Genomic DNA, 25,905 nt, shown 5'->3' with positions numbered 1-25,905 from the left:
TCAGGCCCCTGTCCCCCTGACCGCCTGCATGCCGACCGACTTCGGGCTGATCGAGGCGAAAAGCGCCTGGATGTAAGGCCTGAACATATGTTCCAGCGCGCCGGCGAACAGGATGACCAACCCCTGGATGATGACGATCATGTCGCGGCTGATCGCCGGCATCTCGAAGGCGAGCTCGGCGCCGCCCTGGTAGAGCATCCCGAACAGGATCGCCGCCAGCACGATGCCGACCGGATGCAGCCGGCCCATCAGCGCGACCGCGATGCCGACATAGCCGGCGCCGGAAACGAAATCGATCGCGACATTGTGCTGGTCGCCCATGACGGGGTTGAGCGCCATCATGCCGGCCAGCGCGCCCGAGATCATCATGGCGGTGATGATGATGCGGGTTTCCGAAATGCCGGCGTAGCGCGCCGCCTTCGGGCTGTGGCCATAGGTGCGCATTTCATAGCCGAGCCGGGTGCGCCAGATCAGAAGCCAGACCAGGAAGGCCATGACCAGAGCCAGCAGGAAGCAGATGTTGAGCGGCGCCGAGCGTATCTTGGCGCCGAACAATTCGATGACCCAGTTGAGCTTTGGCAGTTCCGCGCCGGCAAGGAAATTGCGCGTCTGCGGCGCCTGCGAGCCGGCCGGCTTCAGCGCGCCGACCAGCAGATAGACCATCGTCGAGGCGGCGATGAAGTTGAACATGATGGTGGTGATGACGATGTGCGAGCCGCGCTTGGCCTGGAGATAGGCCGGGATCAGGCCCCAAAGCGCGCCGAACGCCGCGGCGGCCACGATCGCGATCGGAAAGATCACCCACCAGGGCAGCACACTGTCGAAGCTCAGGCACACGAGCGCGATGCCGAGGCCGCCTATATAGGCCTGGCCCTCGGTGCCGATGTTGAACAGGCTGCAATGCGCCGCCACCGCTACCGACAGTCCGGTGAAGATGAAAGTGGTGGCATAGAACAGCGTGAAGGCGATGCCCGTGCCCTTGCCGAAGGCGCCCTCGACCAGGATGACGGCGGCGCGGAACGGGTTTTCGCCGACCAGCATGACGACGAAGCCGGCGACGATGAAGGCAACCGACAGGTTGATCAGCGGGATCAGCCCATAATCGGCCCAGGCCGGCAACTTTGCGTAAGGCGTGCTCATTCGGCGGCCTCCTGGTGTTCCACACCGGCCATCAGCAGGCCAAGCTCGCCTTCGGTCGCGTCCGGGCCGCGCTCGCCCACGACACGGCCGGCAAACATCACCAGGATGCGGTCGGAGAGTGAGCGGATCTCGTCGAGCTCGACCGACACCACCAGCACGGCCTTGCCCTGGTCGCGCATGGCGATCAGCCGCTTGTGGATGAATTCGATGGCGCCGACATCGACGCCGCGCGTCGGCTGGCCGACGATCAGCACGCCGGGGTCCTGTTCCATTTCCCGGGCCAGCACGATCTTCTGCTGGTTGCCGCCGGAGAAATTGGCCGTCTTGAGGCGTGGATTGGCGGGGCGGATGTCGTATTTCTCGATCTTGTCCTTGGCGTCGGCCATGATGGCATCGACGTCGAGGAACGGCCCCTTCAGATAGCGCTCGTCGTCGTGATAGCCGAGGATGGAATTCTCGTTCTCCTCGAAGGCGAGCACCAGCCCGACATGGTGGCGGTCCTCCGGCACATGGGCGAGCCCGCGGTCGCGCAATTCGCCGGGATCGGCCTTGCCGGTGAGGTCGATCGGCTTGCCGTCGAGCATCACCTCGCCGGAAACCGCATGCCTGATGCCGGAAATCGCTTCGAGCAGTTCCGACTGGCCGTTGCCGGCAACGCCGGCGATGCCGACGATCTCGCCGCCGCGCACGTCAAAGGAGACGTTGTCGACCATGGTGACGCCGCGCTGGTCCTTCACCGTCAGGTTCTTCACCGACAGTTTCACCGCGCCGGCTTCCGACTGACCTTTCTCGACCCTGAGCAGCACGCGCCGGCCGACCATCAGCTCGGCCAATTCGCCGACCGTGGTTTCCTTGGTCGTCCTGGTCGCCACCATGGTTCCCTGGCGCATCACCGAAACCGTGTCGGTGATCGCCATGATCTCGCGCAGCTTGTGCGTGATGAGCACGATCGTTTTTCCCTGGTCCTTCAATTGCTTGAGGATGCGGAAAAGGTGGTCGGCCTCGGCCGGCGTCAACACGCCCGTCGGCTCGTCGAGGATCAGGATCTCGGCGCCGCGATAGAGGGCCTTGAGGATCTCGACGCGCTGCTGCAGGCCGACCGGCAGCTCCTCGATGACGGCGTCGGGATCGACCTCCAGGCCGTATTCGCGTTCCAGCCGGTCAAGCTCCGAGCGCGCCTTGGTTATGCTGCTCTTCAGCAACGCATCGCTTTCGGCGCCGAGGATGACATTTTCCAGCACCGTGAAATTGTCGACCAGCATGAAATGCTGATGGACCATGCCGATGCCGAGCGCGATGGCGTCGTTGGAGGTGTGTATCGAAACAGGCTTGCCGCCGACGCGAATTTCGCCGCTGTCGGCCTGGTAGAAGCCGTAGAGGATCGACATCAGCGTCGACTTGCCGGCGCCGTTCTCGCCGACAATGCCGTGGATGGTGCCGCGCGCGACCTCCAGGTTTATGTCGCGGTTGGCGCGCACCGCGCCAAAGCTCTTGTTGATGCCTATGAGCTCAATTGCGGCTTGCGCCATGCAGCCTGTCCCACTCAGGTTTTTTTATCGCTTGGTCAAAATGCCTAGCATGATGCCCAGCCCGTGCCAATTGGCCTTTCACTCTCGACAAATCCCCGCGCGCTTGTCAATTTCGAAGGTGGCCGAGAGCTTCACATTCACAGAAACCCGGGTTTTGAATAACCATGCCTGACGATCGGCTGACGACGCTGGAAATCCGCACCGCTGAGCAGGAAAAGACCATCGAGGAACTGTCCGGCCAGATCGCCGAACAGTGGAAGGTGATCGAGCGCATGGAGCGCAAGCTCGCCGCCTTGACCGACCGGTTCCTGGAGCTGGAGGAGCAGACCGCACCCGATGTTCCGGTGACCAAGCCGCCGCACTGGTGAGGAGCCATGGGGAAAGACGGCCATGTCCAGTGAAAGCGACCGGGTCGCTCGGGCCGGCGACTATGTCTTTGGCCTGATGAACGACAGGGAACGCGCCCGCGCCGAGCGCGACCTCGAGATCGATCCCGCCTTTCGCGACACGGTGCTGCGGCTCGCCGAGCGCTTGCGCGCGCTTGACCCGGCTACGCCCGAGGCGCGCGGCAATCGCTGGGAACTGGTCACCCAACGACTTGCCGAACTGCCGCAGATGCAGGCGCGGCTCGCCGGCCTTGCCGCTCCCGAGTCCGAACCGCCGCCGGTGATGATCCACCGGCTCGAGCGCAAGCCCTACGGGGTCGGCCTGCATTCGCTTGGCGGCAGGCTTGGTTTTGTCATTGCGCTCGCCCTGCTGGCAGCGTTCGCGCTCGGCTATATCGTCGGCACCTTATAGTTCACGCGACATCAGAAGCATCGGCCCGCCGTCCTGCTCGAAAGTCTCGACCGCCGACCAGCCAAGCGCTTCGTAGAATGCGCGCGCTTGCCAGGTGTAGAGATAAAGCCTGCCGACGCCGGCCGACGCGGCATAGGCTTCGACGGCCCTGACCAGCGCCGTGCCGACACCGCTGCCCCGAAATGCCTCCTCGACGATCAGCCCGGCCAGCCACGGCGTCAGATTGTGCGGCGAGTCGATTTCGTTGCGGACAAGCAGGCAGCTTCCGACAGGCCGGCCGTGGTGGCGAGCGACGAACGCCGCCTCGAACCCATCGCCGGCGATCAGCCGGCGCAGGCCGGCTATGTCCTCGTCGAGCGTCCGGCCGGAACCTTCAAAGAAAGCCTCCAGGCGGAGCCGCGCCACTACCTTGACGTCGCCTTCGGCCATGGTTTCGATCGTCGGCCGCATCATCTCCTCTCAAAAATGAAACCGCCGGGCACTGGCCCGGCGGTTCAAACCCTGCTTCAGCTGCCGATCAATAGGGGCACTTGTTGTCAGCGGTGTAGTCGTGCACCTCGATCTTGCCGGCGATGATGTCGGCCTTGGCCTTTTCGACCGCGGCCTTCATCTCGTCGGTCACCAGCGCCTTGTTGTTGTCGTCCATGGCGTAGTCGACGCCGCCCTCCTTGAGGCCGAGATTCTGGAGGCCGCCCTTGAAGGTGCCGTTCTTGCCGTCCATGAAGGCGTTGTAGACGGCGACGTCGACGCGCTTCATCATCGAGGTCAGCACCTTGCCCGGCTGCAGGCCGTTCTGGTTGGAATCGACGCCGATGCCAAGCTTGCCGGCATCCGCCGCCGCCTGCAGCACGCCGACGCCGGTGCCGCCGGCAGCCGCGTAGACCACGTCTGCGCCCTGGTCGATCTGCGTCTTGGCGATCTCACCGCCCTTGGCCGGGTCGTTCCAGGCGGCCGGCGTATCGCCGGTCATGTTCTGGATGACGTCGGTGGCACCCGCCGACTTGGCGCCGCCGACATAGCCGCATTCGAACTTGCGGATCAGCGGGATATCCATGCCGCCGATGAACCCGACCTTCTTCGACTTCGACGCCATCGCCGCCAGGATGCCGACGAGGTAGGAGCCCTCGTTCTCCTTGAACACCAGCGAGCGGACATTGGGCAGGTCGACGGCATCGTCGATGATGGCGAAGTTCAGGTCCGGATAATCTTTCGCGACCGCTTTCAGCGCGTCTTCCCAGGCAAAACCGGCCATGACGATCGGGTTGCGGCCGTCCTCGGCGAAGCGGCGCAGCGCCTGCTCGCGCTGCGAGGCATTCGAGACTTCGAACTCGACATAGGCGACACCGGTCTCGGTCTTGAATTTCTCGGCGCCGTGATAAGCGGCCTCGTTGAAGGATTTGTCGAACTTGCCGCCCAGATCGTAGAGGATGGCCGGCTGCACGTCCGCGGCGAAAGCCGGAAGAACCATTGCGGTTGCGGCCAGAAGGCCGAGAACGATACGTTTCATGTGATCCACACCCTGTCGGTTATTTTTGCGTTCTGCGCCGCCTGCCCGCCCGGTTCTCCGGCAGGCTGGCAACGCCAGGCAGGAAGTGTTTGCCCCTCCCGCTCGCGGCCAATCTGGCACGGCGCGAAACAAAATTCACGTGGAATTTTGACCTGTTGGAAAAAGCGGTTACCGGGGGTCCGGCGCGGCTCTTTGAGCAATTCCGGGAAAGAGTGACGCGGTCAGGCTCGGCGGTTTCGCCTTAGCCTTCCGTCCAGAATTGCGTCAGAGAGCCTTCAGGGGCTGGGAGCGAAATCCGCGCCCCGGCGCTTGCGCCGGTAGCCGATGGCGTAGAGCAGGAAGGCAAGCACCGCGAACACTGCTAAACCGGGCTGCGCGAGCACCCAGGCGACGGCGCCATCCCACACCAGCGGGCTTGCCTTGGCGCGCACGAAGCTCTCGAAGGCGGCGCGGGTGTCGGGTGAGACCGCCAGCCAGCTTGCATTGAGCGGCGTCATAACCAGCGAGGAGGCAGCGACCGAACGTGTCGTGTCGATCACCGCCATGATGACGGAAATCGACAGCGCAACCATGGCCGCCAGCCGAAAGATGAAACGCAACATCGACGCTCTCCCCGGGAAGGCTCCCGTCTACCCCGCCATCGACATAGAGCGTGCGTGGTTCCCGCGCAATCGCGGACCATGAAATTAACGAGCCCGCGCCGGTCTGCGCCGGTTGACCCGCCAGATCGCGAAAATGCCGCCGGCGATCGCCCCGACGATCAGGCCTCCCAGCCCGATGAAAGCCGCGAAAAATCCGCAGGCGCCCTCGAAGCAGCTCATATGGGTCAGGTCCGCTATCAGCGAACCGGCGAAGAATCCGGCGCAGGCGCCGATCGCGCCGCCAAGGATGATGCCGAGCAACGCGGCGAGGATCGAGACGAAGACCGGCGGCCGCTCGGTCTCCGGATTGGCGTAGACCGTCTCGGCCCCGGCCCCGTTGCGCAGGAGATAGATACAGAGCAGGCCGATGGCGATCTCGGCGACGGTGAAGCCCAGCCCCTCGGCCGAGAAGACGAAGTCGGACACGAGCAGCACATAGGCCTGGCGCAAGAGGATCCAGATGATGATGGCGACCTGCCAGATCGTGTAGTGGCGCGGGAAACGGGCCGACCGGTTGAAGGCGAGACCAAGCAGGTACAGCCCCCACAGAATGGTGATGACGCCGCCGGCGAGGCCGCCATAGATCAGGAAGAGAACGTTATCCGGCAGGCTGAAGTCGCCGATCAGCCGCCAGTTCGAGATCAGGCCATAGCCCGAGAGCCCCATGACGATGACGAGCCAGGCCACCGGGATGAAGGAAAGCCCGCTGTCCGGCCGCCCCGCGGGTTGCTGGTCGATCGATGCCATGTCAGGACAATGCCCCTCGCAAAGCCCAATGCAATTCTGGGAGCAGTCGACAGGCAGGCAAGGCCGAAGTCAAGCTCGGATGGTCTTGCGGAGCACCGACCACCTCACGGCCGCAGCCGCTTCTCTTCCTCGACCGCTTTCAATCGCACGACCGACACCGAGCAAAGGGCTCGCGCCACGACCTTGGTCGACACGCTGCCGAGGTGGCGGCGGATTGCCGAAGAGGATCGGGCGCCGACGACGATGTGCCCGACATCATTGTGCTCGGCATAATTGAGGATCGCGTCGGCCGGACTGACCGCCTCCAGCACGTGATAGCTTATACGGTCCTCCGGCAGATGCAGCGGGCGCGCCCAGTCCTTCAACGCGACCAGCCGCTGCAGATAGACTAGGCGCCCCGATTCATCGACATCCGGTGTCTTGCCGACGATCTCGGTCTTCAACACCGTCACGCAGGCCAGCCAGGAATCCTGGCGTGCCGCAAGGACACGCGCGGTTTCGTTGCGAACCTCGCCCGCCAGCGCATCGCTTCCGTTGGCAAGGTCGACCGCGGCCAAGACGATCGGCGGCCCGGCGCGCGCCGCGGAGCTGGCCGCCTCGCCCACCAGCGACTTCTCGTCCGTCCTGTGGAAAAAGTTCCTGATTGCGCCCCAGGTCCCTTCGTTCGATGGCGCGCTCTTCCTGGCGACCACAACCTGATCGGGATTCCTGAGATCCGAGAGAACATGCGCCGCTTCGCCATAGCGCTTGGATCTGTCGACTTCCATGCATCGCAGAATGACGGCCTCCAGCCACCTCGGTATCGCCTTGTCGATATCTCGCGGCGGCTTGGGCGCATGATAGAGCCTGCGCTTCATTCCCGCGAAGGTGGCCGGACGCCCGAACGGCTCCTCGCCGGTGGCGAGCTGATAGAGGATGCAGCCCAGCGCGAATATATCGCTTGCGGGATCGGACCTCTCGCCCAGCACCTGTTCCGGCGACATATAGGCCGCCGTGCCCATCGGCACGGAACTCTCTTCGCCGAGAAGATCCGGAAGCTCTGCATGGCGGGCGAGGCCGAAGTCCAAAAGCACGGCGCCGCGCTCGGCCACAATGATGTTTTCAGGCTTGAGATCGAGGTGGACGACCTTCTGGCGGTGCAAGGCGGCGAGCGCCTTCGCAATTTCGCCGCCGATCCTTGCCACCTCGTCCGGCGGCTGTGGCGCGCGGTTCGTCAGTTCCGCCAGAGCGACGCCGGCGACGAACTCCATCGCAATATAAGGAACCTTCGCCAGGCTTCCGGATGCCGCGAAGCGTGGCACATGCGGACCAGACAGGCGTTTGAGGATCAGTTCCTCGGCTTCGAAGCCGAGAATGACGGAAACGTCTCCGCCCGGGTCAAGAAACGGTATCTTCAAGAGAAGCGGGAAATCGAATTTCGGATTTCTCGCCCGCCATAGCGTCGCCATGCCGCCGGATTGAAGCCGTTCGACGAGCTCGAAACCATCGATGCTTGCCCCTGCCTCGAACTTCTGCATCCATCGCCTCCAGGCTGACCAGAGCAATTCCAGGAAAAGTGTGAGCCGTTTTCCGTCCGGAATTGCGTAAAAACAAGGAGATAGAGCGGTTCGCCGTTTCCGTGAAACGGTGAAACGCTCTAGCGGCCGATCTTCAAGCGCATGCCAAGCCACCCGGGCAAGCCTGACGCCTGAATCTTGCGAGCGGTTTCTTCATGATCGTAAGGAACGCGGACCATCGTCACCTCGCGCCGGTCCGTGTCGAGAAGCGCGAAGCAGGCGGCCGGGTTGCCGTCACGCGGCTGGCCGACCGCCCCAACGACGACAAGATGCCGCCTGAGCTCGGACAAAGGCGCCCCCACATTGTCCAGCGGCCGAAAATGAACCGGCCGGCTGCCGGGCAAAGCGTAGTAAATGGCTGGAATGTGGGTATGGCCACAGAAGATGAAGCGGGCATCGCTCGAGGAGAGGCAGTGTTCCGCCGCGTCGACGTCGCGTATGTACAGCCATTTTTCCGGCCGTTCCGCGCTGGCGTGAACATAGAGCCGGTCCGAGGATCGTGACGAGAGCGGCAGCTGCGCAAGAAAATCGAGATGTGCCCGGGCGAGCCGTTCGCGGGTCCACTCGATGGCGATCCGCGCGTTCTCCGTCATGTCGGTCCGAACCAACGCCGCCGCTTCATCGTGGTTGCCCTTGATGCAGAATGCACCGCCCTCCACCAGATCGGCGGCCTTCTCGATCACATAGACGGGATCGGGCCCGTAGCCGACCAGATCGCCAAGCAGAACCAGCTGGTCCGGTGCCTGCTTCCGAACGACGCCGAGGATTGCGTCGAACGCCTCACGGTTGGCATGGATGTCAGACAGGATCGCGATGCGCATTCAACCTTGTCCCGGGAAGCGGGCAACATAGCAAGGCGACGGCTGCAAGGAATTTGATCCGGCTCAATACCCGCGCGAGCTTGCGGCCGAGCTTCCCCCGCCAACTGGAGTTACCTTGTCGACTTCCACGACATTGGCTGCGGATCGGCTGTCCGGCCTCTGACGCACTCTGAAACCAGGCCGCACGCTTAGGCGCGAACGGCTCCTGCGGGTCAGCCACTCACATCACGCGAACGCGCAGCACGCCTTCGTTAAGGCGGCCTTCGGGGCCATCCACGGCCAAAAGCTTTTGCAACGCCATTATGGCTTGGCATTCGCTTTCGGATCGACTAGATGAGCCCCGCGCCTGTTTGCCTAGACGGCTAGCGGCGCAGGGAAGGGTTGCCCGCCGGTTGAAGGCACACCACATATCCGTAAAGGACTTCCCATGGGAGCATCTCCCCAACCCGCGCGGCGGAACCGGCCGGCGCGAGATGTCAAGGACGGAGAGGTGGCCGAGTGGTTGAAGGCGCACGCCTGGAAAGTGTGTTTACGGGAAACCGTAACGCGGGTTCGAATCCCGCTCTCTCCGCCATAGCTTCTTAATAATCAATTTTTCAAATAGTTAGCCAACTCGATTGCGAGCCGCGGCTTCGAGCAGCCAGTCGACGAAAAGCGCGGCGTCGGGATGCGGATCCCTTCCGAGGGGCTCCAACAGGTGAAAGGCCTCGTCAATCGGAACTTCGAGATCGAATGGCGCGAACAGCCTGCCGGATTTCCGTTCTCGGTTGGCAACAGACAACCGCCCGAGTGCCACGCCGCCACCTTCTGCCGCGATCTCGAAGGCCGTCAAGGAGGTGTCGAGTTGCAAGCCTTGTCCCGGGTCGACCATTTTTGCCTTGGCGGCATTCAGCCAGATCCCCCAGCCTTCCTGGTATCCGAGCACATGCAGTAACCGGTGTTCCCGCAGATCGTCGGGCCGGTTCAGTGGTCGTTTCGCGATGAGGCCAGGGGCGCAGAGGGGCGTAATGGTCTCCCATGTCAAACGGTGACTCCGCACGTTGCTCCAACCGCCAGTGCCGTACTGAATGTCAAGATCAAAGACGTCAGTATCGAAGGCATCGTTCCAGACACTCGAGATAATCCGGATATTCTTGTCGGGATTGCAGTCCAGAAATTCCGGGAGACGGGGCGCCAGCCAATTGACCGCGAACGACACCGCGCATCGCACTGTCAGCTCCTTCGCTCGGCGCCCACCGAATACCTCACGGGTACCGACAGCCAGACGCTCGAATGCGTCGCGCACCTTCGGTAGGTAGGCCTCCCCGGTCTTGGTCAGTTGCAGGCTGCGGGGGTGGCGGATGAAGAGCTGATGCCGCAGGCTGAACTCGAGCGATTTGACGTGCTTGGAGATGGCAGCCTGAGTGAGATTTAGCTCCTTGGCAGCATCGGTGAAGCTGAGGTGGCGCGCTGCGGCTTCGAAGGCTCGCAGCCAAATGAGAGGCGGCAGATCGAGCTGCATCTAGTCATCTCCAACCTATGTATAACAGAAACAGGGTCATTGTCTGCGAAACGGTTGTTTGACGCAACACGCGTTGCCGAGACATTCAAGGCTCACCTGCGCCGGCGGGACCAAGTGAGCCTCCACTTCCGAAGCTCAGAGCTGTCCCTGATGAGGAAGGCGGCAGGTACCGCCGATAATGCAGCCCGAGGGATCCAATGTTCTCGTTCTTCCCAACTGCCCGCGTTCGTCCATCGCCCTTCTTTGAAGCCGCCGTCGCGGAAGGCATGGTGGCTGCGAATGTCTACAACCGCATGATCATGCCGACATCGTTCGGCGACCCGGAGGGAGAATACTGGCGGCTGATCAACGGCGTCTCGCAATGGGATGTCGGTGTGGAACGCCAGGTGCAGCTCAAGGGACCGGACGCAGGCCGGCTGGCACAAATCCTGTCGCCGCGCGATCTCTCGGCCTGTAAAATTGGCCAAGGAAAATATGTGCCGCTTTGCAACCATCGCGGCACGATCATCAATGACCCGATCTTGTTGAAGCTCTCCGACGACCTCTATTGGCTCTCGATTGCGGACAGCGACATCTGGCTTTGGGCCAGTGCCATTGCGGCGGAACGCGGGCTGAATGTCGAGATTACCGAACCCGACGTCTCGCCCATGGCCCTGCAGGGACCCAAGGCCGAGGATGTTGTGGCCCATGTTCTGGGCGATTGGGTGCGCGCGCTGAAGTACTTCTGGTTCAAGGAAACCGAGATCGACGGCATTCCGATAGCGGTGCAGCGATCTGGGTGGTCCAAACAAGGCGGATTTGAGATTTATCTGAGGGATGGGACGCAGGGCACGAAGCTCTGGAACATCTTCAAGGAAGCGGGCAAGCCCTGGGGGATCGGCCCTGGCGCACCGGCAACTGCCGAACGCACCGAGAGCGGACTTGTGTCGGTGGGAGGCGACACCGACGACGAAACCAATCCCTTCGAAGTTCGGCTCGGCAAGTATGTCGATCTCGACGTTCCCGACGATGTTGTTGGGATCGGAGCACTCCGAAAGATTGAAGCCGAGGGACCGAAGCGGCATCAACTGGGTCTCATCTTCGATGCCTCGATGCCGGTGCCGTTTGGCGCCAAACGTGAGGACATCACCTTCGACGGCACCAAGGTCGGCGTGATGACGCATTGCACGTGGTCGCCCCGAATGAAGGCCAACATCGGATATGCCTTGATATCGACCGATGTGAAGGCCGGAGCGACGGTCAGCGTCAATCGCGCGAACGGTTCGATGGCGGCGCGGCTGGTGGAGCTTCCTTTCCTATGATTGACGAGGCGCCTTATCTCCGACCTCGGGCCGCCAATCACGTGCCGTTGACCCCGATCTCATTCCTCTACCGTACGGCTGATGTTTACCCTGATCGCGTGGCAATCATCGATGAGGATCGTCGCTTCACCTGGCTGGAAGTGCGCCGCCGCTGCGAGGCTCTGGCGGCGGGCTTGATCCGTTTGGGTGTCAAGCCAGGCGACGTCGTTTCGGTCCTTGCCCCCAACACGGCTGAGATGTTTGAGGCACACTTCGCCGTCGCGATGGCCGGCGCGGTCCTCAACACCATCAATATCCGCCTCGATGCCGAGACGGTTGCCTACATTCTGGACCACGCGGAAGCGCGCGTTTTGATGGTCGACAGGCAATGCCGGCCATTGGCCGAGGCGACGCTTGCACGAGTCACAGGCGCCATGCCGACCTTCATCGATCTGGGCGGACCTGGGGATGGTCCGGCCGGATGCATCCGCCACGCGGATTTGGTTCAGTCCGAAGCCCCAGCCTTCGTGCCGCTACTGCCGGCCGACGAATGGCAGACCCTGTGCCTGAACTATACATCCGGCACCAGCGGGCGGCCCAAAGGCGTGCTCTACCATCATCGCGGCGCCTATCTCATGGCACTGGGCACCATCGCGGGATGGGGACTCTCGGGCCATCCGACCTATCTTTACACAGTGCCCATGTTCCACTGCAACGGCTGGGGGCATGCGTGGACCATGACCGCGCTTGCAGCGACGATCGTCTGTTGCAGGCAGATCTCGGCCAAGGCGATCGTCGGGGCCATCGAGGCTTTCGGTGTCACCCATTTTGGCGGGGCGCCCGTCGTGCTCGGCATGCTGGTAGAGGCCGCCGAAGCAGAACTTTTTACACTCCCGCATGCGGTTCGGGTCATGACGGCCGGAGCGCCGCCGCCTGCGGCCATTCTTGAGAAAGTCGAAGCGCTGGGCTTCGATGTGATGCAAGTGTACGGCCTCACGGAAACCTACGGCCATGTCGTCCAATCCATCTGGGACCAGGCATGGGACGGTTTGGATTTCACCAGACGCGCGATGATGAAAGCGCGCCAGGGAGTGCGTTTTCCCACAACGGAATCGGCCGAGATTTGGGACGCTCAATCCGGAACGCGCCTGCCCCAGGATGGCAGCGCGATGGGCGAGATCGTGCTGCGCGGCAACACGATCATGAAAGGCTATCACAAGGACGAGGCAGCCACGGAAGCTGCCTTTGCAGGCGGAGTGTTCCACACTGGCGACGTCGCCGTGCAGTATCCGGACGGCTTCCTCGAAATCAAAGACCGCATCAAGGACATCATCATCTCTGGCGGGGAGAACATTTCCTCGATCGAGGTGGAGTCTGTTCTCTACCGGCACTCGGCCGTCAGCGCCGCCGCTGTCGTGGCCAAGCACGATGTCAAATGGGGCGAAACACCTTGCGCTTTCGTGGAGCTCAAGCCTGGTGCAAATGCCACCGCGGATGACCTGAACCAGTTCTGCCGGCAACATCTCTCCGGCTTCAAGATTCCAAAGCATTATATCTTTGAGACCTTGCCCAAGACTTCGACGGGGAAGATCGAAAAGTACAAGTTACGTGAACGGGCCAAGGCTTTTCCATGATGAAACAACAATACCTCACCATCGAGACGGAAGGCGCTGTAACCGTCGTGACGCTGGCACGCGAGGATAGGCGCAATGCCATTAGCGAAGACATGCTGATGGAGATCGAAAACGTGTTTCGGGCGCCGCCCCGGGGTACGAGGTGTTTCGTGCTTTCGGCCAGGGGCGCACATTTCTGCGCCGGGCTGGATCTGCGGGAGCATTATGAGAAGGACCGCTCTCCAGTCGAATTCATGACGATGTGCCAAGCCTGGCACCGAACCTTCGACCTCATTCAATTCAGCGGCATCCCCGTGGTCGCCGCGCTCAAGGGGGCAGTCGTGGGCGGCGGCCTCGAACTGGCGGCGGCGGCGCATGTCCGCGTAGCAGAGGAGAGTGCCTTCTTTGCTCTTCCGGAAGGCCAGCGCGGCATCTTCACGGGCGGCGGCGCAACGGTACGCGTAGCCCGCATCATCACGCCGGCGCGCATGATCGACATGATGCTGTCGGCAAGGACCTACGACGCCCGACGCGGGCTGGATCTTGGCCTATGCCATGAAGTGGTTGGTGACGGCCAAGCCCTCGCCCGTGCCAAGATGCTGGCTGCGCAGGTTGCCTCCAATCCCCCAACCACCAATTTTGCCATTGTGACCGGCATATCCCGCATCAATGACATGTCCACCACGGACGGCCTGTTTGCGGAAGGCCTGCTTGCCGCAGCCGTGCAAACCAACCCGGATATCAGGGAGCGGCTCGAGGCCTTCTTTTCCAAGAAAACCGAGCGTCTCGAACCGGGGACCAGGTGACAGATGACCTATCGACCGCCTGTGTCCCAGATTCTTTTGGCGATGCAGAGCGCCGGGAAGTTCGGCGCTCCTCATTATGCCGATCTCTCTCTCGATGATGCGCAGGCCATCATTTCCGAGGCCGGGCGTTTTGCCGCCGAACGTATCGCCCCCTTGAACCAGGTCGGCGACCGGCTTCCGGCATCCATCAACGACGGGATAGTCACAACACCTCCGGGTTGGCGCGCAACCTATCGGGACTGGTGCGCAGCTGGCTGGAACGGCTTAGCGGGCCCTGCCGACCATGGCGGGCAAGGCCTTCCCATGTTGATGGCCGTGGGATGCACCGAACTGTGGAACTCGGCTTCCATGGCCTTCGCTCTCTGCCCGCTTCTGACGGCAGGTGCCATCGAAGCGATTGCGGCGCATGCCTGCCAGGACCTCAAGGATCTTTACCTGCCCAAGCTCGTGTCCGGAGAATGGACCGGCACCATGAACCTCACGGAACCGCAGGCTGGCTCCGATCTTTCGGATCTACGCTGCCGAGCGGAACGGTTGGGCGACGGCACTTACTCCATCACCGGCAGCAAGATTTTCATAACGTATGGCGAGCATGATTGCGCGTCCAACATCGTGCATCTGGTCTTGGCGCGACTTGCCGATGCGCCTGCCGGCACCCGGGGAATCTCCCTGTTTCTCGTCCCTAAATTTCTGCCTGACGGAGCACGCAACGACCTGCGCTGCCATTCGCTCGAGCACAAGCTCGGCATACACGGTTCACCGACCTGCGCCATGACCTATGGTGACAACGGCGGCGCGAAAGGATGGCTGATCGGAAAAGAGAACCGCGGCCTCAATTGCATGTTCACGATGATGAACAACGCGAGGCTTCTTGTTGGCGTCCAGGGAGTTGCGCTCGCCGAGCGGGCCACGCAGATGTCGGTCGCGTATGCAAGGGAACGGCGCCAGGGAAGCGTTCCGGATCAGCGAGCAGGCGCGAGCGCAATAATTCATCATCCTGACGTCAAACGAATGCTCCTTGAAATGCGGGCCAAGACCGCTGCTGCACGTCTGCTATGCATGGCCACCGCCTCTTGGATCGACGGGAGCCTGAAAGCAAAATCAGCTGATGACCGACGGCTTGCGCATGCAAGGGCCTCTCTATTGACACCGTTGGCCAAAGCCTACTCGACGGAGATAGCGGTTGAGGTAACGTCAACTGCAATTCAGATCCACGGCGGAATGGGATACATTGAGGAGACGGGCGTTGCGCAGCTTTATCGCGACGCTCGTATTCTGCCGATCTACGAAGGCACCAATGGCATACAGGCCATTGACCTTGTCTCGCGAAAGCTACGTCTGGAAGACGGCGAGACGCTGTTTGACGCCCTGAAATCCAGCCGGGAGGGACTGGCGATCGTTGCCGGCGAACCGCTCGCAAGCCGTATTGTGTCTGAAATATCGGAACTGGCGAAGACGCTATCCAAAGCGCCCGACAGCGTCCAGTCGCTGGCGGCCGCAATGCCACTCCTCCGCGCCTTGGCCGCTGTCATTGCCGGGGGATATCTGGCGGAGAGCGCGGCTCTAGCACAAGGCGGCGCCAATGAAAGTGAGGCCCGCTATTTCATCACTGTTGAATTGCCGACCGCGATGGCTGCAGCAAAATCCGCATTATCGGGAGCTGGGATCTTGGCAACATATGATCTCCAGTAGCCTTTACCTGCGGTGTCAGGCGGCGTCACCGCAGGACCGGGCGAGATCGTCCATATGCCTAAAGCCCAGCAGGTCACGATCTGCTCGCACGAGCAGGCGCGGTTCCAGTGGTGGCCGCGTATTGGCTATGGCCTCACCCATCGGGAAACGTCCTGCGGCCAGAGGCCCCGGCTATTCGGCCGCGACCCGCTGACCGCCCGCGCGCAGCAGCGCATATCCCGCTTCCTCGACCGCCTGCGCGGCGCGTTTGCGGATCGCTTCGGACACAAGCACGCCGTCGGCGAAATCCTTGTCCGTCGCATAAACTCCCGTCGGCAAGGCAAGCGCCTCGAAGAAGCCGAACAGCGGCCGCAGTTGATGCTCGACGATCAGCGCGTGCCGTTCGCCCCCGCCGGTGGCAAGCAGCAGCACCGGCTTGCCCCTGAGCGCGGACGGATCGAGCAGGTCGAAGAAGTGCTTGAACAGGCCCGTGTAGCTGCCCTTGTAGGTCGGCGACCCGACCACCAGCACATCGGCGTTGACGACCTTGTCGAGGACGTCGCGGCCCTGCTGATCGAGATCGCGCGCCCATTTGGCGCTGCCGAGCGAGGCTCCGACGTCCTCGATGTCATAGGTGCTGGCGGACAGATTGTTGCGGACCGCGATATCCCTGACGACATGCTCCACAAAGCCGCGCGTCTTCGACGGCCGCGTGAAATTTCCGGAGAAACCGACAACGGTTGGATTGGGCATGCTGTGGCACTTTCTCGGTAGGTCGACGCCAAACGTCCAATGTCTATAATTTTTATAGACTCCGACCCACCTTAGAAGGAACCGTCGACCCTTGGAGAGCTCCCCGCCGAACAATTTTTCCATGGATCGAACAGATTATGGATACCGACGGCGAGACGCGCATAAGCAGCTTGCCGTTCAGCAGGGGAAAGAGGGCGCCAAAGACATCGGGCGCCGTCCTCGATCGTCTTCAGCCGCCCTGCGGATGAACCTGCGGCAACGCCGCGTCGAGCGACCGCTCGAACGCATCGACCAAAGCGTCGATCTGCGCCTCGGTGATGATCAGCGGCGGACAGAAGGCGATCGCGTCGCCCATGTTGCGCGAGATGACGCCGTTCTGCTGCAGGAAGCCGTTGACCAACGCGCCGAGCGCCGCCGGCTTGCCCCAGGGCACTTTGGTCGCCTTGTCGGCGACGAGCTCGACCGCGGCGATGAGGCCGACCCCGCGCACCTCGCCCACCAGCGGATGCGAGGCGAGCTTGCGCAGCCGCGCCTGCAGATGCGCGCCGACCTTGCGCGCATTGCCGACTAGGTCGCGCTCCTCGATCACCTTGATGTTCTCCAGCGCGACGGCCGCGGCCACCGGATGACCGCCACCGGTGAAGCCGTGGCCGAAGGTGCCTATGCGGTCGCTCTCGTCGGCGATCGGCTCGAACACCTTGTCGTTGATGAGCAGCGCCGAGATCGGCAGGTAGGACGAGGAAATCTGCTTTGACAGCACCATGATGTCGGGCTTGATGCCGAAGGTCTGGGATCCGAACATCTCGCCGGTCCTGCCAAAACCGCAAATCACCTCGTCGGCCACCAGCAGCATGCCGTATTTCGACAGCACCGCCTGGATCTTCTCCCAATAGCCGGCCGGCGGGACGATGACGCCGCCGGCGCCCATGATCGGCTCGCCGATGAAGGCGGCGATCGTTTCAGGCCCCTCGGCAAGGATGAGCTTTTCCAACTCGTCTGCGAGCCGGGCGGAGAACTGTTCCTCGCTCTCGCCGGGCTGGGCCTCTCGCCAGTGATGCGGCGTCGACGACGTGTGCAGGATATTGGCGATCGGCAGATCGAAGGAGAGATGGTTGTTGGGCAGGCCGGTCAGGCTCGCCGAGGCGATGGTGACGCCATGATAGCCGCGCTTGCGGCTGATGATCTTCTTGCGCGCCGGCTGTCCAAGCGCATTCGAGCGATACCAGATCATCTTGATCGCGGTATCGTTGGCCTCGGAGCCGGAATTGGTGAAATAGGCCTTGCTCATTGGCACCGGCGCCATCTGCACCAGCTTCTCGGCCAGGTCGATCAGCGGCGAATGCGCCTTCGAGCCGAAGTCGTGATAGAAAGGCAGCTTCGACATCTGTCTTGTCGCGGCTTCGACCAGCCGCTTTTCCGAGAAGCCGACGGCGACGCTCCACAAGCCCGCCATCGCCTCGATGTAGCGGTTGCCGGCAATGTCCTCGACATAGACGCCGTCGCCCTTTTCGATCACCAGCGGCCCCGTTTCCTGATGCTTGCGGGCATTGGTGTAGCCATGCATGTGGTAGCGGATATCGCGGGCTTCGGGGGAATTCGGTCTGGCGTCCATTGTGGTGGGGTCCTGTCTTGGGGGGCCAAAGCGGAAATAGGACGAGCTTCCTCGTTGAGAAATCCGAAAATTCCGCGTTGCATTGTCGCGGCTGATGCCTCATCGCGAAGGCTGATCGCAAGAGCCGCGAAGCCGGGATCGATAGCGCCAACAAGCCGCGACCGTCGCGGAACTGATGGCGCGGCAGGGTTGGAGCATGGAACAAGTCGATTGCATCGTCGCCGGCGCCGGCCTCATCGGCCTGGCGGTCGCGCGCGCCATGGCCGCCCAAGGTCTCGCCACGCTGGTCCTCGAAGCGGCGGACGCCATAGGCACCGAGACGAGCTCGCGCAATTCCGAAGTCATCCATGCCGGGATCTACTATCCGCAAGGGTCGCTGAAGGCCCGGCTCTGCGTCGCTGGCCGCGACATGCTGTACCGATACTGTGCGGAACGCGCGATTCCGCATCGCCGCGCGGGCAAGCTTATCGTCGCGACCGACGAGGCCCAGGACCCCGTGCTTGCCACGATCCAGGCCGGCGCCGCTGCCTGTGGCGTCGACGATTTGCGCTTCGTCTCCGCCGCCGAAGCGCAAGCACTGGAGCCGGCGCTTCACTGCACCAAGGCGCTGCTTTCGCCTTCCACTGGCATCATCGACAGCCACGCGCTCATGCTCGGCCTGCTCGGCGACGCGGAGGACAGCGGCGCGACGCTGGCGCTCAACACGCCCATCGTCTCAGGCCGCGTCGGGCCGAACAGGATTGTGGTACGGACGATGGACGCGGCGAGCGGCGAGCAGTTCGAGATCGCAGCACCGCGCCTTATCAACGCGGCCGGCCTGGGCGCTGTCACCTTGGCAGGCTCCCTTGAGGGGTTTGGCCAACAATTCCTGCCGACGCTTCGGTATGCCAAGGGTAATTATTTCTCGGTTGCCGGGCGCGCGCCCTTTTCACACCTTGTCTATCCCGTGCCTGAGCCCGGCGGACTCGGCGTCCATCTTACTCTCGATCTTGCGGGCGCCGCACGCTTCGGACCGGACGTCGAGTGGACGGACACGATCGACTATCGCGTCGACCCGGCGCGCGGCGAGCGCTTCTATGCCGCGATCCGCAAATATTGGCCCGATCTGCCCGATGGCAGCCTACAGGCGGCCTATAGCGGCATCCGGCCGAAGCTCTCGGGCCCAGGCGACGCCAACAGCGATTTCGTCATCCAGGATGCCGCAACGCATGGCATCGACGGCCTCGTCAACTTGTTCGGCATCGAAAGCCCCGGCCTGACTGCAAGCCTGGCGATTGCCGAGCATGTGATGCGCATCGTCGCGCCCAAGACGGGCTGACGGCGCCGCGGCGTCAAGACACGGCGCCCTGGCGCTCATTGCCGGCGTCCACGTCCAACCAGGCGGTATCTGAAGCGATCGCGCACGAATTCGTTGAAGAATTGGCCTTTTGAGAAAGCTGCCTTGAAGGCTGTGTAGGTCTCGGGTTCCACATCCTCATAGTCGTAGCGGTTGCCGCTCGGAACGAACCATACCGAAAGGACTCGCCGCGACGGATCGTATTGAATGTTCTGGATTGCGGTGGAAGGCATGGCCGGCATCCCGTTCCCAACCTAACCCTTCGCGCATCTCCAGGTTCCGCGGGCCGGGAGTGGCCTTGCATACGTGCTCCGATCGCCTATCTGAGCCGCATGTCATCAGCCAGACGCCCGACCAAGCAGAGCGCCTGCCATGGCGATCTCTTTGGTGCGCCCGGACGCGCGCTGCCCGCAAGCCTACCCGAAGGCTTCTCCTACCATCCGGACCTGATCACCCGTGGCGAAGAGCACGAACTGGTCCGCCATATCCGCGGCCTGCCTTTCAAGCCGTTCGACTTTCACGGCTATCTCGCCAACAGGCAGGTCGTCGGCTTCGGCCTGCGCTATGACTATGAGCGCCGCCAGGTGCTCGACGCGCCGCCCATTCCGGATTTCCTGCTGCCGCTGCGCGCCAAGGTCGCCGAATTCGCGGGCATCGCGGCGAGCGAATTCGCGCAGCTGCTGATCAACGAGTATCGCCCGGGCGCCGGTATAGGCTGGCATCGGGACAAGCCGCATTTCGAGCTGGTCGCCGGCGTTTCCCTGCTGGCGCCCTGCAGCTTCCGGCTGCGCCGCAGGAACGGCACGGCATGGGACCGGGCAACGATCGACGTCGAGCCCAGGTCGGTCTATCTCATGGCGGGACCGGCGCGAAATGAGTGGGAGCACTCCATCCCGCCTGTCGAACAACACCGCTACTCCGTCACCTTCCGGACAATGCGCATCTCTTAAGTGGTCGCTGTCACGGCTTTCCGGGAACCATCACCCGGCCCCGGGGTTGTGTCGTCAGATTTCGAGATCGAAAGGAAAGACGATGCGCACGCTGACGATGGTCCTGATGCTGTCGGCAATGGCAATGGCGCAGCCCGCTTCTGCTCAACGCGCCGATCCGCAGCCGCCGCAAGCCCCGCCTCCTGCTCAGGAGCTTATCCCGGACCAGCCGCAGCCCGGCCAGGACGATGCCGCCCAGAACGTCACCAACATCGTCGTGGTCGCGATCGAGGACCTGCCTTCGGAAGTGAAGGCGCAGGCGGAGGCCATCGTCACCAGGACGACGGCCAAGGAGCTGGCCAAGCTGCAGAGCTCGGTCGATGCTTCGCCCGCGGCAACGTCGGTCCTGCATGCGAACGGGCTGAATTCCTCGCAGGTCGTGGCCGCCAACATCGACGGTGACGGCACGCTGACGCTGATCATCCAGACGACGGCCTGACCGGCCAGCGGCCGAGCGACCGCGTCCCGCCTTCGATCCTCACCCTTGCGGAGGTCGCCATGACCGAAGCCGCGGTTCGCAACTTCACCCTGAACTTCGGGCCGCAGCACCCGTCCGCGCATGGCGTGCTGCGGCTGGTGCTGGAATTGGACGGCGAGATCGTCGACCGCGCCGATCCGCATATCGGCCTGCTCCATCGCGGCACCGAGAAGCTGATCGAATACAAGAACTACCTGCAGGCGCTGCCCTATTTCGACCGGCTCGATTATGTCGCACCGATGAACCAGGAGCATGCCTTCTGCCTTGCCGCCGAAAAGCTGCTGGAAATATCGGTTCCCCGACGCGGGCAACTCATTCGCGTGCTGTTTTGCGAGATCGGCCGGTTGCTCTCGCATCTTCTCAACGTCACCACCCAAGCCATGGATATCGGCGCGCTGACGCCGCCGCTTTGGGGTTTCGCCGAACGCGAGAAGCTGATGGTGTTTTATGAACGCGCATCCGGCGCCCGCATGCATGCCAATTATTTCCGCGTCGGCGGTGTGCACCAGGATCTGCCGGAGCAGCTCCTGGACGACATCTGGGATTTCTGCGATCCGTTCCTGAAGGTCTGCGACAATCTCGAAGGCCTGCTTACCGACAACCGCATCTTCAAGCAGCGCAACGTCGATGTCGGCGCGATTTCGCTCGATGACGCCTGGGCCCTGGGTTTTTCCGGCCCCATGGTGCGCGGCTCGGGCGCCGCCTGGGACCTTCGCAAGGCACAGCCCTATGAATGCTATCCCGAGATGGAGTTCGATATCCCGATCGGCAAGAACGGCGACTGTTACGACCGCTACCTGGTGCGCATGGAAGAGATGCGCCAGTCGGTGCGCATCATGCGGCAGTGCCTGGAGAAGCTGCGCTCACCCGATGGCCAGGGCCCGGTCGCGGTGCCCAATCGGAAGATCACGCCGCCGTCGCGCGCCACCATGAAGCGCTCCATGGAAGCGACCATCCATCATTTCAAGCTTTATACCGAAGGCCACCGCGTGCCGCGTGGCGAGGTTTATGCCGCGGTTGAGGCGCCGAAGGGCGAGTTCGGCGTCTACCTGGTCTCCGACGGCAGCAACATTCCCTATCGCTGCAAGATACGCGCGCCATCCTTCGCCCATCTCCAGGCGATGGACTTCCTGTCGCGCGGGCACATGCTGGCGGATGTCGCGGCGATCATTGGCTCGCTCGACATCGTCTTCGGCGAGATCGATCGCTGACGAGATCGATCGCCGACGAGGAGGAGAGCCCGGCGCCTCCCCATCTCTTCCATCAACCGTCGAGCTCGGCACGGTCTCGCCGACGGAACCGCCTTAATGCATGAACACAGCTCTCAGCCACGCAAGAATGCCCGCCCCCGGAGAGACCGCCGCGCGCACGCGCGACGCCGCCCAGCGTGCCGGCATGTTGGCGCCGACATGGCAATGGCAGACAACCTCATGCAGTTGCCAGTCGCTCATCTCGAAGAAGCGCTTGGCTTCACCGTAAGTGTCATCCTGCAGGCCCTGCGCACGGAAGATCGGATCTTCGAATGCGACGGTGATCGCCGATCCGTCGGTGCGCATTCTTTCACGCACGTCGGGTGGAGCGTATTCGGTGCCCGCCAACGCCGTGAGGCGGCGGCCGGGGCTTTGTTCGAGAAGTTGTGCCCAGCGCTCAAGGCGCTGGCCCCGATTGGCGATGAGAGCCGGTGCTTCGGCATGAACGTCGGCAACGGCGTTGATTTGGTCAAGGGTTTGGTGCTTCACGGCCGTCTCCTGTATCGACAGACAATCACCCGCCCGCAATGGGAATTAAGGCGCCGACCGGCGCCGGCAAGAGCCGAAACGGACGCGCGGAATCATTTGATCGTCACCTGTCGCAATCTCGCGGCGCGATCGTGTGGGAACCATCCGCTGGCGCGGCCGTTCTGCCAGCTTGCGCCGCCGATCGCCCCCGACGAAACGTCTGAACGTGGCGATCGCCCCCACCATTTCAGGTCGGGCAGGACATCCCGCCTGTCGGGATCGCGCAGAGCCAGCCAAGGCGCCGAGCGGAAGGATAGAGCGATGGCCATTCTCCCCAATCCGGACCCGTCTCCAACGCCGGTGCCCACGCCTCCGCCCATCCCGGAACCCAAGCCGATGCGCGAGCCGGATCCGGATCGACTTCCCGATGAGGAGCCGGTCCCCAATCCCGATGAGAATGACGCCCCGCCCAAGCATTCCACGCCCAGGCGGCGCCAACCTTGAATGGCTCATAGGAGGCGGCGGACACGCCTCCCGCGCCTTTCATTCGCCGCGCATCGTCGCCTGAAAGGTCGGCAGGTGCTTCTTCTGCGCCTCGATCATGCGCTCGCGGTAGACCCCATAGATGACGTCGGTGTCGTGTAGCGTCACGCCCGCGATGGTCGGCGAGGCGAACACCGGCAGCTCGATGCCGCGCTTCGACAGTTGCTCGGCCGTGCGCGCCAGGAGCTCGTGCGCCATGACCATCGCCAGCACCGTCGACGAGCCCGCCACCGGGCGGCTCCAGCCTTCGACCGGCACCACCGCGTCCTCGATCGGCGAGCAGGTGTCGATGACCAGGTCGGCTGCATCCGCCAGCCTTTTGCCGGAAGAATGCGTGGCCGGCTTGTCGAGATTGTTCTTGCTGGTGACGGCAACGACGAAGATGCCGCGCTTCTTGGCATAAAGAGCCGTGTCGATGCCGGACGAATTGCGGCCGCTATGACCGAAGATGATGATGGAATCGCCCTTGTTCAGCGGCTGATGATCCAAGAACTTCTCGGCATATTTTTCGGTCCGTTCCAGCCACAGGAGCTCGCGCACGCCGCCGGCGCCGAGCACGTTGTGCCACATCACGCGCGGGTCGGTCAGCGGGTTGAAGCCGACGAAGCTGCCATAGCGCGGGAACATTTCCTGCGCCGGCAGCACCGAATGGCCCGAGCCGTAGAGATGCACCAGTCCGCCATTCTCCAGCGTGTCGGCGAAACGGCTCGCCGCCTGGCCGAAGGCTTCGGCATTCGCCTTTGAAGCCTGTTCGAGAAGAGCGGTGAGGCGTGGGATATAGAGATCGGACACTTTGGTACTCCTGTTGATCGTGTCAGCTTCTGGTGTTTGGGAGGCGGCCGGCGCGCAGCGTCGAACGGATCTCGTAGCGGTCGCCGCGCATCACCGAGACGGTGAATTCGAACGGACCGCGTTCGTCGATGGTGATGCGCTCGACGACGAAGGCGGGACTGCCCGCGGGCAGTTCGAGCAGCTCGGCATCGGCCGCGCTGACCGCGCCGACGCGGTAGTTCTCGCGCGCCTCGACCGGCACGATGCCGTATTGCCGCTCCAGCGCCTCGTAAAGCGAGCCCTTGAGCAGACCGGCATCGAGGAAGCCCGGTACGCGCGCCGCCGCCAGCTGCGCCGTCTGGATGCCGATCGGCTCGTTGTTGCCGAGCCGCAGCCGCCGGATCCGCACGATGGGATCGCCCTCCTCGATCTCCAGTGCGCCGGCCGCAGCCGCATTGGCCGTCGTCAGGCTGCAGTCGAGCAGGCGCGAGCCGGCGACCACGCCGATATTGCCCATCTCCTGCGTGAAGGAGGTGAGCTCGCGCGTGCCGGCGACCAGCGTGGCCGACCGCACAAAGGTGCCTCTGCCGTGCTCGCGTCTGAGCAGCCCGCTTTCCTCGAGGTTGCGCAGCGCGTGGCGCAGCGTGATGCGGCTGACGCCGAACAGCGCGCAGAGCCGGTCCTCGGCCGGGATCTGGTCGCCGGTCGCCCACTCGCCGCTCTTGACGATGGCGCGGATCGCCTCCTCGACCTGGTACCAGAGCGGTTCCGGCCGCCTGCGGTCCGGCTGCTGAAAGCTTGCTTCGCTCATCGGATCTGTCTCCACCCGCTTCCCGCCTGTCCGGCAAGCGCAGCACCCACCAGGCCGGCGCGAGAGCCGAATTGTCCAGGCTTGAGTTCGATGCCGCGCAGATGCGGCGGCAATTGACGCCTGAGCGCCGCAAGCAAAGGCGGCCCGATCACGTCCAGCGCGTCCGCCAGGCCGCCTGAGACCAGGATGACACCTGGGTCGAGCAGCGCCACCGCGCCGGCGAGCGCGGCGCCAAGCCGTCGCACGGTGTCCTCCACGGCGGTAAGCGCGGCGGATTGCCCGGCGCGAGCGGCGGCAATCAACTCGCCGCCATTCGCAAGCCCAATCTGGCTGGCAAGCGCATCCAGCGCGCGTCCCGAGGCGACGCGCTCCAGCCAACCGCTGCGTCCATCGCCCTGATCCTCGGCATCGGCGCACGCCCAGCCGAAGGAGCAGGCGCCGCCATGCGCGCCGGCGACGATGCGGCCATTGGCCAGCACCGCCGAACCGATGCCGGTGCCGATGGCAAGCAGGATCGCATCGGACACGTCCTTGGCCGCGCCCTCGGCCGCTTCCGCCAGAAGCGCGATCTGCGCGTCATTGCCGGTCGCGACCCGCAAATCAGGGAACAAGGCCTGAATGTCGACGCCATCGAGCCAGGGCAGATTCGGGATCCAACGGCAGATCGACCCTTCGGTCAGGCCAGGCACCGCAAGCCCGAGCGCTTCGGCATCAGCTGCGACGGCAAGCGCGCGAACGCGCGTGACGAAGGCGTCGAGACTGCCCGGCGCCGGCTCGTGGACTGGCGGCGCAAGAGCGCCGATATCGCCGGTATGTATGGCGGCACGCAGATTGGTGCCGCCGAGATCGATGGCGAGCACCCGTGTCATGTCTCGCGGCTCCGATCGGCGGGCGGCGCGAACAATCCGCTGCCGGCATTCCAGGAATGCGAGGCCGCCGCGAAGGCTTGCGCATGGCGCGTACCGCGCAGGCAGCCGCGCAGCCGGTAGAGAGCGCTGTAGTAGTCGACATAGGGGAAGCTGCTTAAGCCCCGCGCCAGCTCATATTCCATCACCGCCTCGTGCCAGGCGTCGAAACCGGCGCTGACACCGACGAGATGCTCAGGCCGAAAACCCTCGTCGTCCTCCCAGTTCTCGCCGAACAGCAGGAGCTGCGACGTATCATGCCGAGCGCGGCGCGCCTATGGATTGAAAGCATGCTCATTGCCGGTCCTCCCATTTTTCGGTCGTGAGGCATTCATGCGGCGCGAGGCCGCAAAGGGTCATTCACTTTCCGGAAAAATCA

28 protein-coding genes and 1 tRNA gene are annotated in these 25,905 nt (G+C 63.3%); 11 read left to right on the top strand and 18 right to left on the bottom strand.

What is annotated here, in order from left to right:
- Positions 1 to 1,140 carry an ABC transporter permease gene (locus DPM35_RS06220; protein ID WP_112126447.1) on the bottom strand — a complete coding sequence of 380 codons (1,140 nt, stop codon included), beginning with the start codon at positions 1,138 to 1,140 and terminating at the stop codon, positions 1 to 3.
- Positions 1,137 to 2,669 (bottom strand): ABC transporter ATP-binding protein, encoded by a 1,533-nt coding sequence (locus DPM35_RS06215; protein ID WP_042639284.1) that lies wholly within the window; start codon positions 2,667 to 2,669, stop codon positions 1,137 to 1,139. Before DPM35_RS06215 ends, DPM35_RS06220 begins: the two co-directional genes overlap by 4 nt.
- A gap of 164 nt (positions 2,670 to 2,833) precedes the next feature.
- Between DPM35_RS06215 and DPM35_RS06210 the strand changes: the two genes are divergently transcribed.
- Together DPM35_RS06210 and DPM35_RS06205 are read left to right on the top strand one after the other, a co-directional pair.
- Entirely contained in the window at positions 2,834 to 3,037 is a 204-nt protein-coding gene (locus DPM35_RS06210; protein ID WP_181591940.1) for a SlyX family protein, read from the top strand.
- Between the two features lie 22 nt (positions 3,038 to 3,059).
- Positions 3,060 to 3,467 (top strand): hypothetical protein, encoded by a 408-nt coding sequence (locus DPM35_RS06205; protein ID WP_112126445.1) that lies wholly within the window; start codon positions 3,060 to 3,062, stop codon positions 3,465 to 3,467.
- Here the strand turns inward: DPM35_RS06205 and DPM35_RS06200 are convergent.
- The 6 genes from DPM35_RS06200 to DPM35_RS06175 all read right to left on the bottom strand — a co-directional run bounded on the left by DPM35_RS06200 (position 3,462) and on the right by DPM35_RS06175 (position 8,739).
- Positions 3,462 to 3,920, bottom strand: a complete 459-nt coding sequence (locus DPM35_RS06200; protein ID WP_245431454.1) for a GNAT family N-acetyltransferase — start codon at positions 3,918 to 3,920, stop codon at positions 3,462 to 3,464. The two genes, DPM35_RS06205 and DPM35_RS06200, sit on opposite strands and share 6 nt — an antisense overlap.
- Before the next feature lie 64 nt (positions 3,921 to 3,984).
- The gene (locus DPM35_RS06195; protein WP_112126444.1) at positions 3,985 to 4,974 is read right to left on the bottom strand and encodes a BMP family lipoprotein; all 990 of its coding nucleotides are present in this window, start codon (positions 4,972 to 4,974) and stop codon (positions 3,985 to 3,987) included.
- Positions 4,975 to 5,249: 275 nt separating this feature from the next.
- On the bottom strand, positions 5,250 to 5,576 hold the full coding sequence (locus DPM35_RS06190) for a hypothetical protein (protein ID WP_112126443.1): 327 nt from the start codon (positions 5,574 to 5,576) through the stop codon (positions 5,250 to 5,252).
- Between the two features lie 84 nt (positions 5,577 to 5,660).
- A complete protein-coding gene (locus tag DPM35_RS06185) occupies positions 5,661 to 6,362 on the bottom strand; it encodes a DUF2569 family protein (protein ID WP_112126442.1) in 702 nt (233 codons plus the stop codon).
- Positions 6,363 to 6,466: 104 nt separating this feature from the next.
- Positions 6,467 to 7,879 carry a bifunctional serine/threonine-protein kinase/universal stress protein gene (locus DPM35_RS06180; RefSeq protein WP_112126441.1) on the bottom strand — a complete coding sequence of 471 codons (1,413 nt, stop codon included), beginning with the start codon at positions 7,877 to 7,879 and terminating at the stop codon, positions 6,467 to 6,469.
- 119 nt (positions 7,880 to 7,998) lie between these two features.
- Positions 7,999 to 8,739: a metallophosphoesterase family protein gene (locus DPM35_RS06175; RefSeq protein ID WP_112126440.1), complete on the bottom strand. Its 741-nt coding sequence runs from the start codon at positions 8,737 to 8,739 to the stop codon at positions 7,999 to 8,001.
- Between the two features lie 484 nt (positions 8,740 to 9,223).
- On the opposite strand from DPM35_RS06175, the gene DPM35_RS06170 reads away from it, so the two are divergent.
- Positions 9,224 to 9,313, top strand: a tRNA-Ser gene (locus DPM35_RS06170).
- 30 nt (positions 9,314 to 9,343) lie between these two features.
- Here DPM35_RS06170 and DPM35_RS06165 read toward each other — a convergent pair.
- Entirely contained in the window at positions 9,344 to 10,240 is an 897-nt protein-coding gene (locus DPM35_RS06165; RefSeq protein ID WP_112126439.1) for a LysR substrate-binding domain-containing protein, read from the bottom strand.
- Between the two features lie 197 nt (positions 10,241 to 10,437).
- Between DPM35_RS06165 and DPM35_RS06160 the strand changes: the two genes are divergently transcribed.
- The 4 genes from DPM35_RS06160 to DPM35_RS06145 are packed head-to-tail and all read left to right on the top strand — an operon-like array spanning position 10,438 to position 15,631.
- Complete coding sequence (locus DPM35_RS06160) at positions 10,438 to 11,541, top strand: glycine cleavage T C-terminal barrel domain-containing protein (protein ID WP_112126438.1); 1,104 nt, start codon at positions 10,438 to 10,440, stop codon at positions 11,539 to 11,541.
- A complete protein-coding gene (locus tag DPM35_RS06155) occupies positions 11,538 to 13,154 on the top strand; it encodes an AMP-binding protein (protein ID WP_112126437.1) in 1,617 nt (538 codons plus the stop codon). The genes DPM35_RS06160 and DPM35_RS06155 overlap by 4 nt, the downstream gene beginning before the upstream one ends.
- Positions 13,151 to 13,939, top strand: a complete 789-nt coding sequence (locus DPM35_RS06150) for a crotonase/enoyl-CoA hydratase family protein (protein WP_198419709.1) — start codon at positions 13,151 to 13,153, stop codon at positions 13,937 to 13,939. The genes DPM35_RS06155 and DPM35_RS06150 overlap by 4 nt, the downstream gene beginning before the upstream one ends.
- A 3-nt stretch (positions 13,940 to 13,942) precedes the next feature.
- Positions 13,943 to 15,631 carry an acyl-CoA dehydrogenase family protein gene (locus tag DPM35_RS06145; RefSeq protein ID WP_112126436.1) on the top strand — a complete coding sequence of 563 codons (1,689 nt, stop codon included), beginning with the start codon at positions 13,943 to 13,945 and terminating at the stop codon, positions 15,629 to 15,631.
- A 171-nt stretch (positions 15,632 to 15,802) separates the two neighbouring features.
- On the opposite strand, the gene msuE is transcribed toward DPM35_RS06145, so the two are convergent.
- On the bottom strand, positions 15,803 to 16,363 hold the full coding sequence (msuE, locus tag DPM35_RS06140; RefSeq protein WP_112126435.1) for an FMN reductase: 561 nt from the start codon (positions 16,361 to 16,363) through the stop codon (positions 15,803 to 15,805).
- A 229-nt stretch (positions 16,364 to 16,592) separates the two neighbouring features.
- Complete coding sequence (locus tag DPM35_RS06135; protein WP_112126434.1) at positions 16,593 to 17,975, bottom strand: aspartate aminotransferase family protein; 1,383 nt, start codon at positions 17,973 to 17,975, stop codon at positions 16,593 to 16,595.
- A 196-nt stretch (positions 17,976 to 18,171) separates the two neighbouring features.
- On the opposite strand from DPM35_RS06135, the gene DPM35_RS06130 reads away from it, so the two are divergent.
- Positions 18,172 to 19,293: an NAD(P)/FAD-dependent oxidoreductase gene (locus tag DPM35_RS06130; RefSeq protein WP_112126433.1), complete on the top strand. Its 1,122-nt coding sequence runs from the start codon at positions 18,172 to 18,174 to the stop codon at positions 19,291 to 19,293.
- Positions 19,294 to 19,328: 35 nt separating this feature from the next.
- Here DPM35_RS06130 and DPM35_RS06125 read toward each other — a convergent pair whose 3' ends face one another.
- The gene (locus DPM35_RS06125) at positions 19,329 to 19,553 is read right to left on the bottom strand and encodes a KTSC domain-containing protein (RefSeq protein ID WP_342633666.1); all 225 of its coding nucleotides are present in this window, start codon (positions 19,551 to 19,553) and stop codon (positions 19,329 to 19,331) included.
- A gap of 90 nt (positions 19,554 to 19,643) precedes the next feature.
- Here DPM35_RS06125 and DPM35_RS06120 point away from each other — a divergent pair, with 90 nt between their 5' ends.
- The 3 genes from DPM35_RS06120 to DPM35_RS06110 all read left to right on the top strand — a co-directional run bounded on the left by DPM35_RS06120 (position 19,644) and on the right by DPM35_RS06110 (position 21,989).
- On the top strand, positions 19,644 to 20,261 hold the full coding sequence (locus DPM35_RS06120) for an alpha-ketoglutarate-dependent dioxygenase AlkB (RefSeq protein ID WP_112126432.1): 618 nt from the start codon (positions 19,644 to 19,646) through the stop codon (positions 20,259 to 20,261).
- A gap of 82 nt (positions 20,262 to 20,343) precedes the next feature.
- Positions 20,344 to 20,739: a hypothetical protein gene (locus tag DPM35_RS06115; RefSeq protein ID WP_112126431.1), complete on the top strand. Its 396-nt coding sequence runs from the start codon at positions 20,344 to 20,346 to the stop codon at positions 20,737 to 20,739.
- Positions 20,740 to 20,798: 59 nt separating this feature from the next.
- Positions 20,799 to 21,989, top strand: coding sequence for an NADH-quinone oxidoreductase subunit D (locus DPM35_RS06110; protein WP_112126430.1), 1,191 nt, complete (start codon positions 20,799 to 20,801; stop codon positions 21,987 to 21,989).
- A gap of 93 nt (positions 21,990 to 22,082) precedes the next feature.
- Here the strand turns inward: DPM35_RS06110 and DPM35_RS06105 are convergent, their stop codons facing one another.
- From DPM35_RS06105 to DPM35_RS32775, 6 genes are all read right to left on the bottom strand, one after another.
- Positions 22,083 to 22,517, bottom strand: a complete 435-nt coding sequence (locus DPM35_RS06105) for a hypothetical protein (RefSeq protein ID WP_112126429.1) — start codon at positions 22,515 to 22,517, stop codon at positions 22,083 to 22,085.
- Positions 22,518 to 22,609: 92 nt separating this feature from the next.
- Entirely contained in the window at positions 22,610 to 22,825 is a 216-nt protein-coding gene (locus DPM35_RS32145) for a hypothetical protein (RefSeq protein ID WP_146767917.1), read from the bottom strand.
- A 214-nt stretch (positions 22,826 to 23,039) separates the two neighbouring features.
- The gene (locus tag DPM35_RS06095) at positions 23,040 to 23,831 is read right to left on the bottom strand and encodes a sugar isomerase domain-containing protein (RefSeq protein ID WP_112126427.1); all 792 of its coding nucleotides are present in this window, start codon (positions 23,829 to 23,831) and stop codon (positions 23,040 to 23,042) included.
- A gap of 22 nt (positions 23,832 to 23,853) precedes the next feature.
- The gene (locus DPM35_RS06090) at positions 23,854 to 24,621 is read right to left on the bottom strand and encodes a GntR family transcriptional regulator (RefSeq protein WP_112126426.1); all 768 of its coding nucleotides are present in this window, start codon (positions 24,619 to 24,621) and stop codon (positions 23,854 to 23,856) included.
- Positions 24,618 to 25,490 carry an ROK family protein gene (locus DPM35_RS06085; protein ID WP_112126425.1) on the bottom strand — a complete coding sequence of 291 codons (873 nt, stop codon included), beginning with the start codon at positions 25,488 to 25,490 and terminating at the stop codon, positions 24,618 to 24,620. The genes DPM35_RS06090 and DPM35_RS06085 overlap by 4 nt, the downstream gene beginning before the upstream one ends.
- Positions 25,487 to 25,672 (bottom strand): hypothetical protein, encoded by a 186-nt coding sequence (locus tag DPM35_RS32775; RefSeq protein WP_245431453.1) that lies wholly within the window; start codon positions 25,670 to 25,672, stop codon positions 25,487 to 25,489. Before DPM35_RS32775 ends, DPM35_RS06085 begins: the two co-directional genes overlap by 4 nt.
- Positions 25,673 to 25,905 lie beyond the last annotated feature (233 nt).

It is taken from the genome of Mesorhizobium atlanticum (assembly GCF_003289965.1).
GTDB classification, from domain to species: domain Bacteria; phylum Pseudomonadota; class Alphaproteobacteria; order Rhizobiales; family Rhizobiaceae; genus Mesorhizobium; species Mesorhizobium atlanticum.
Note: the sequence above shows the minus strand (reverse complement) of the source record. Positions and strands in the feature narration are given on the sequence as shown.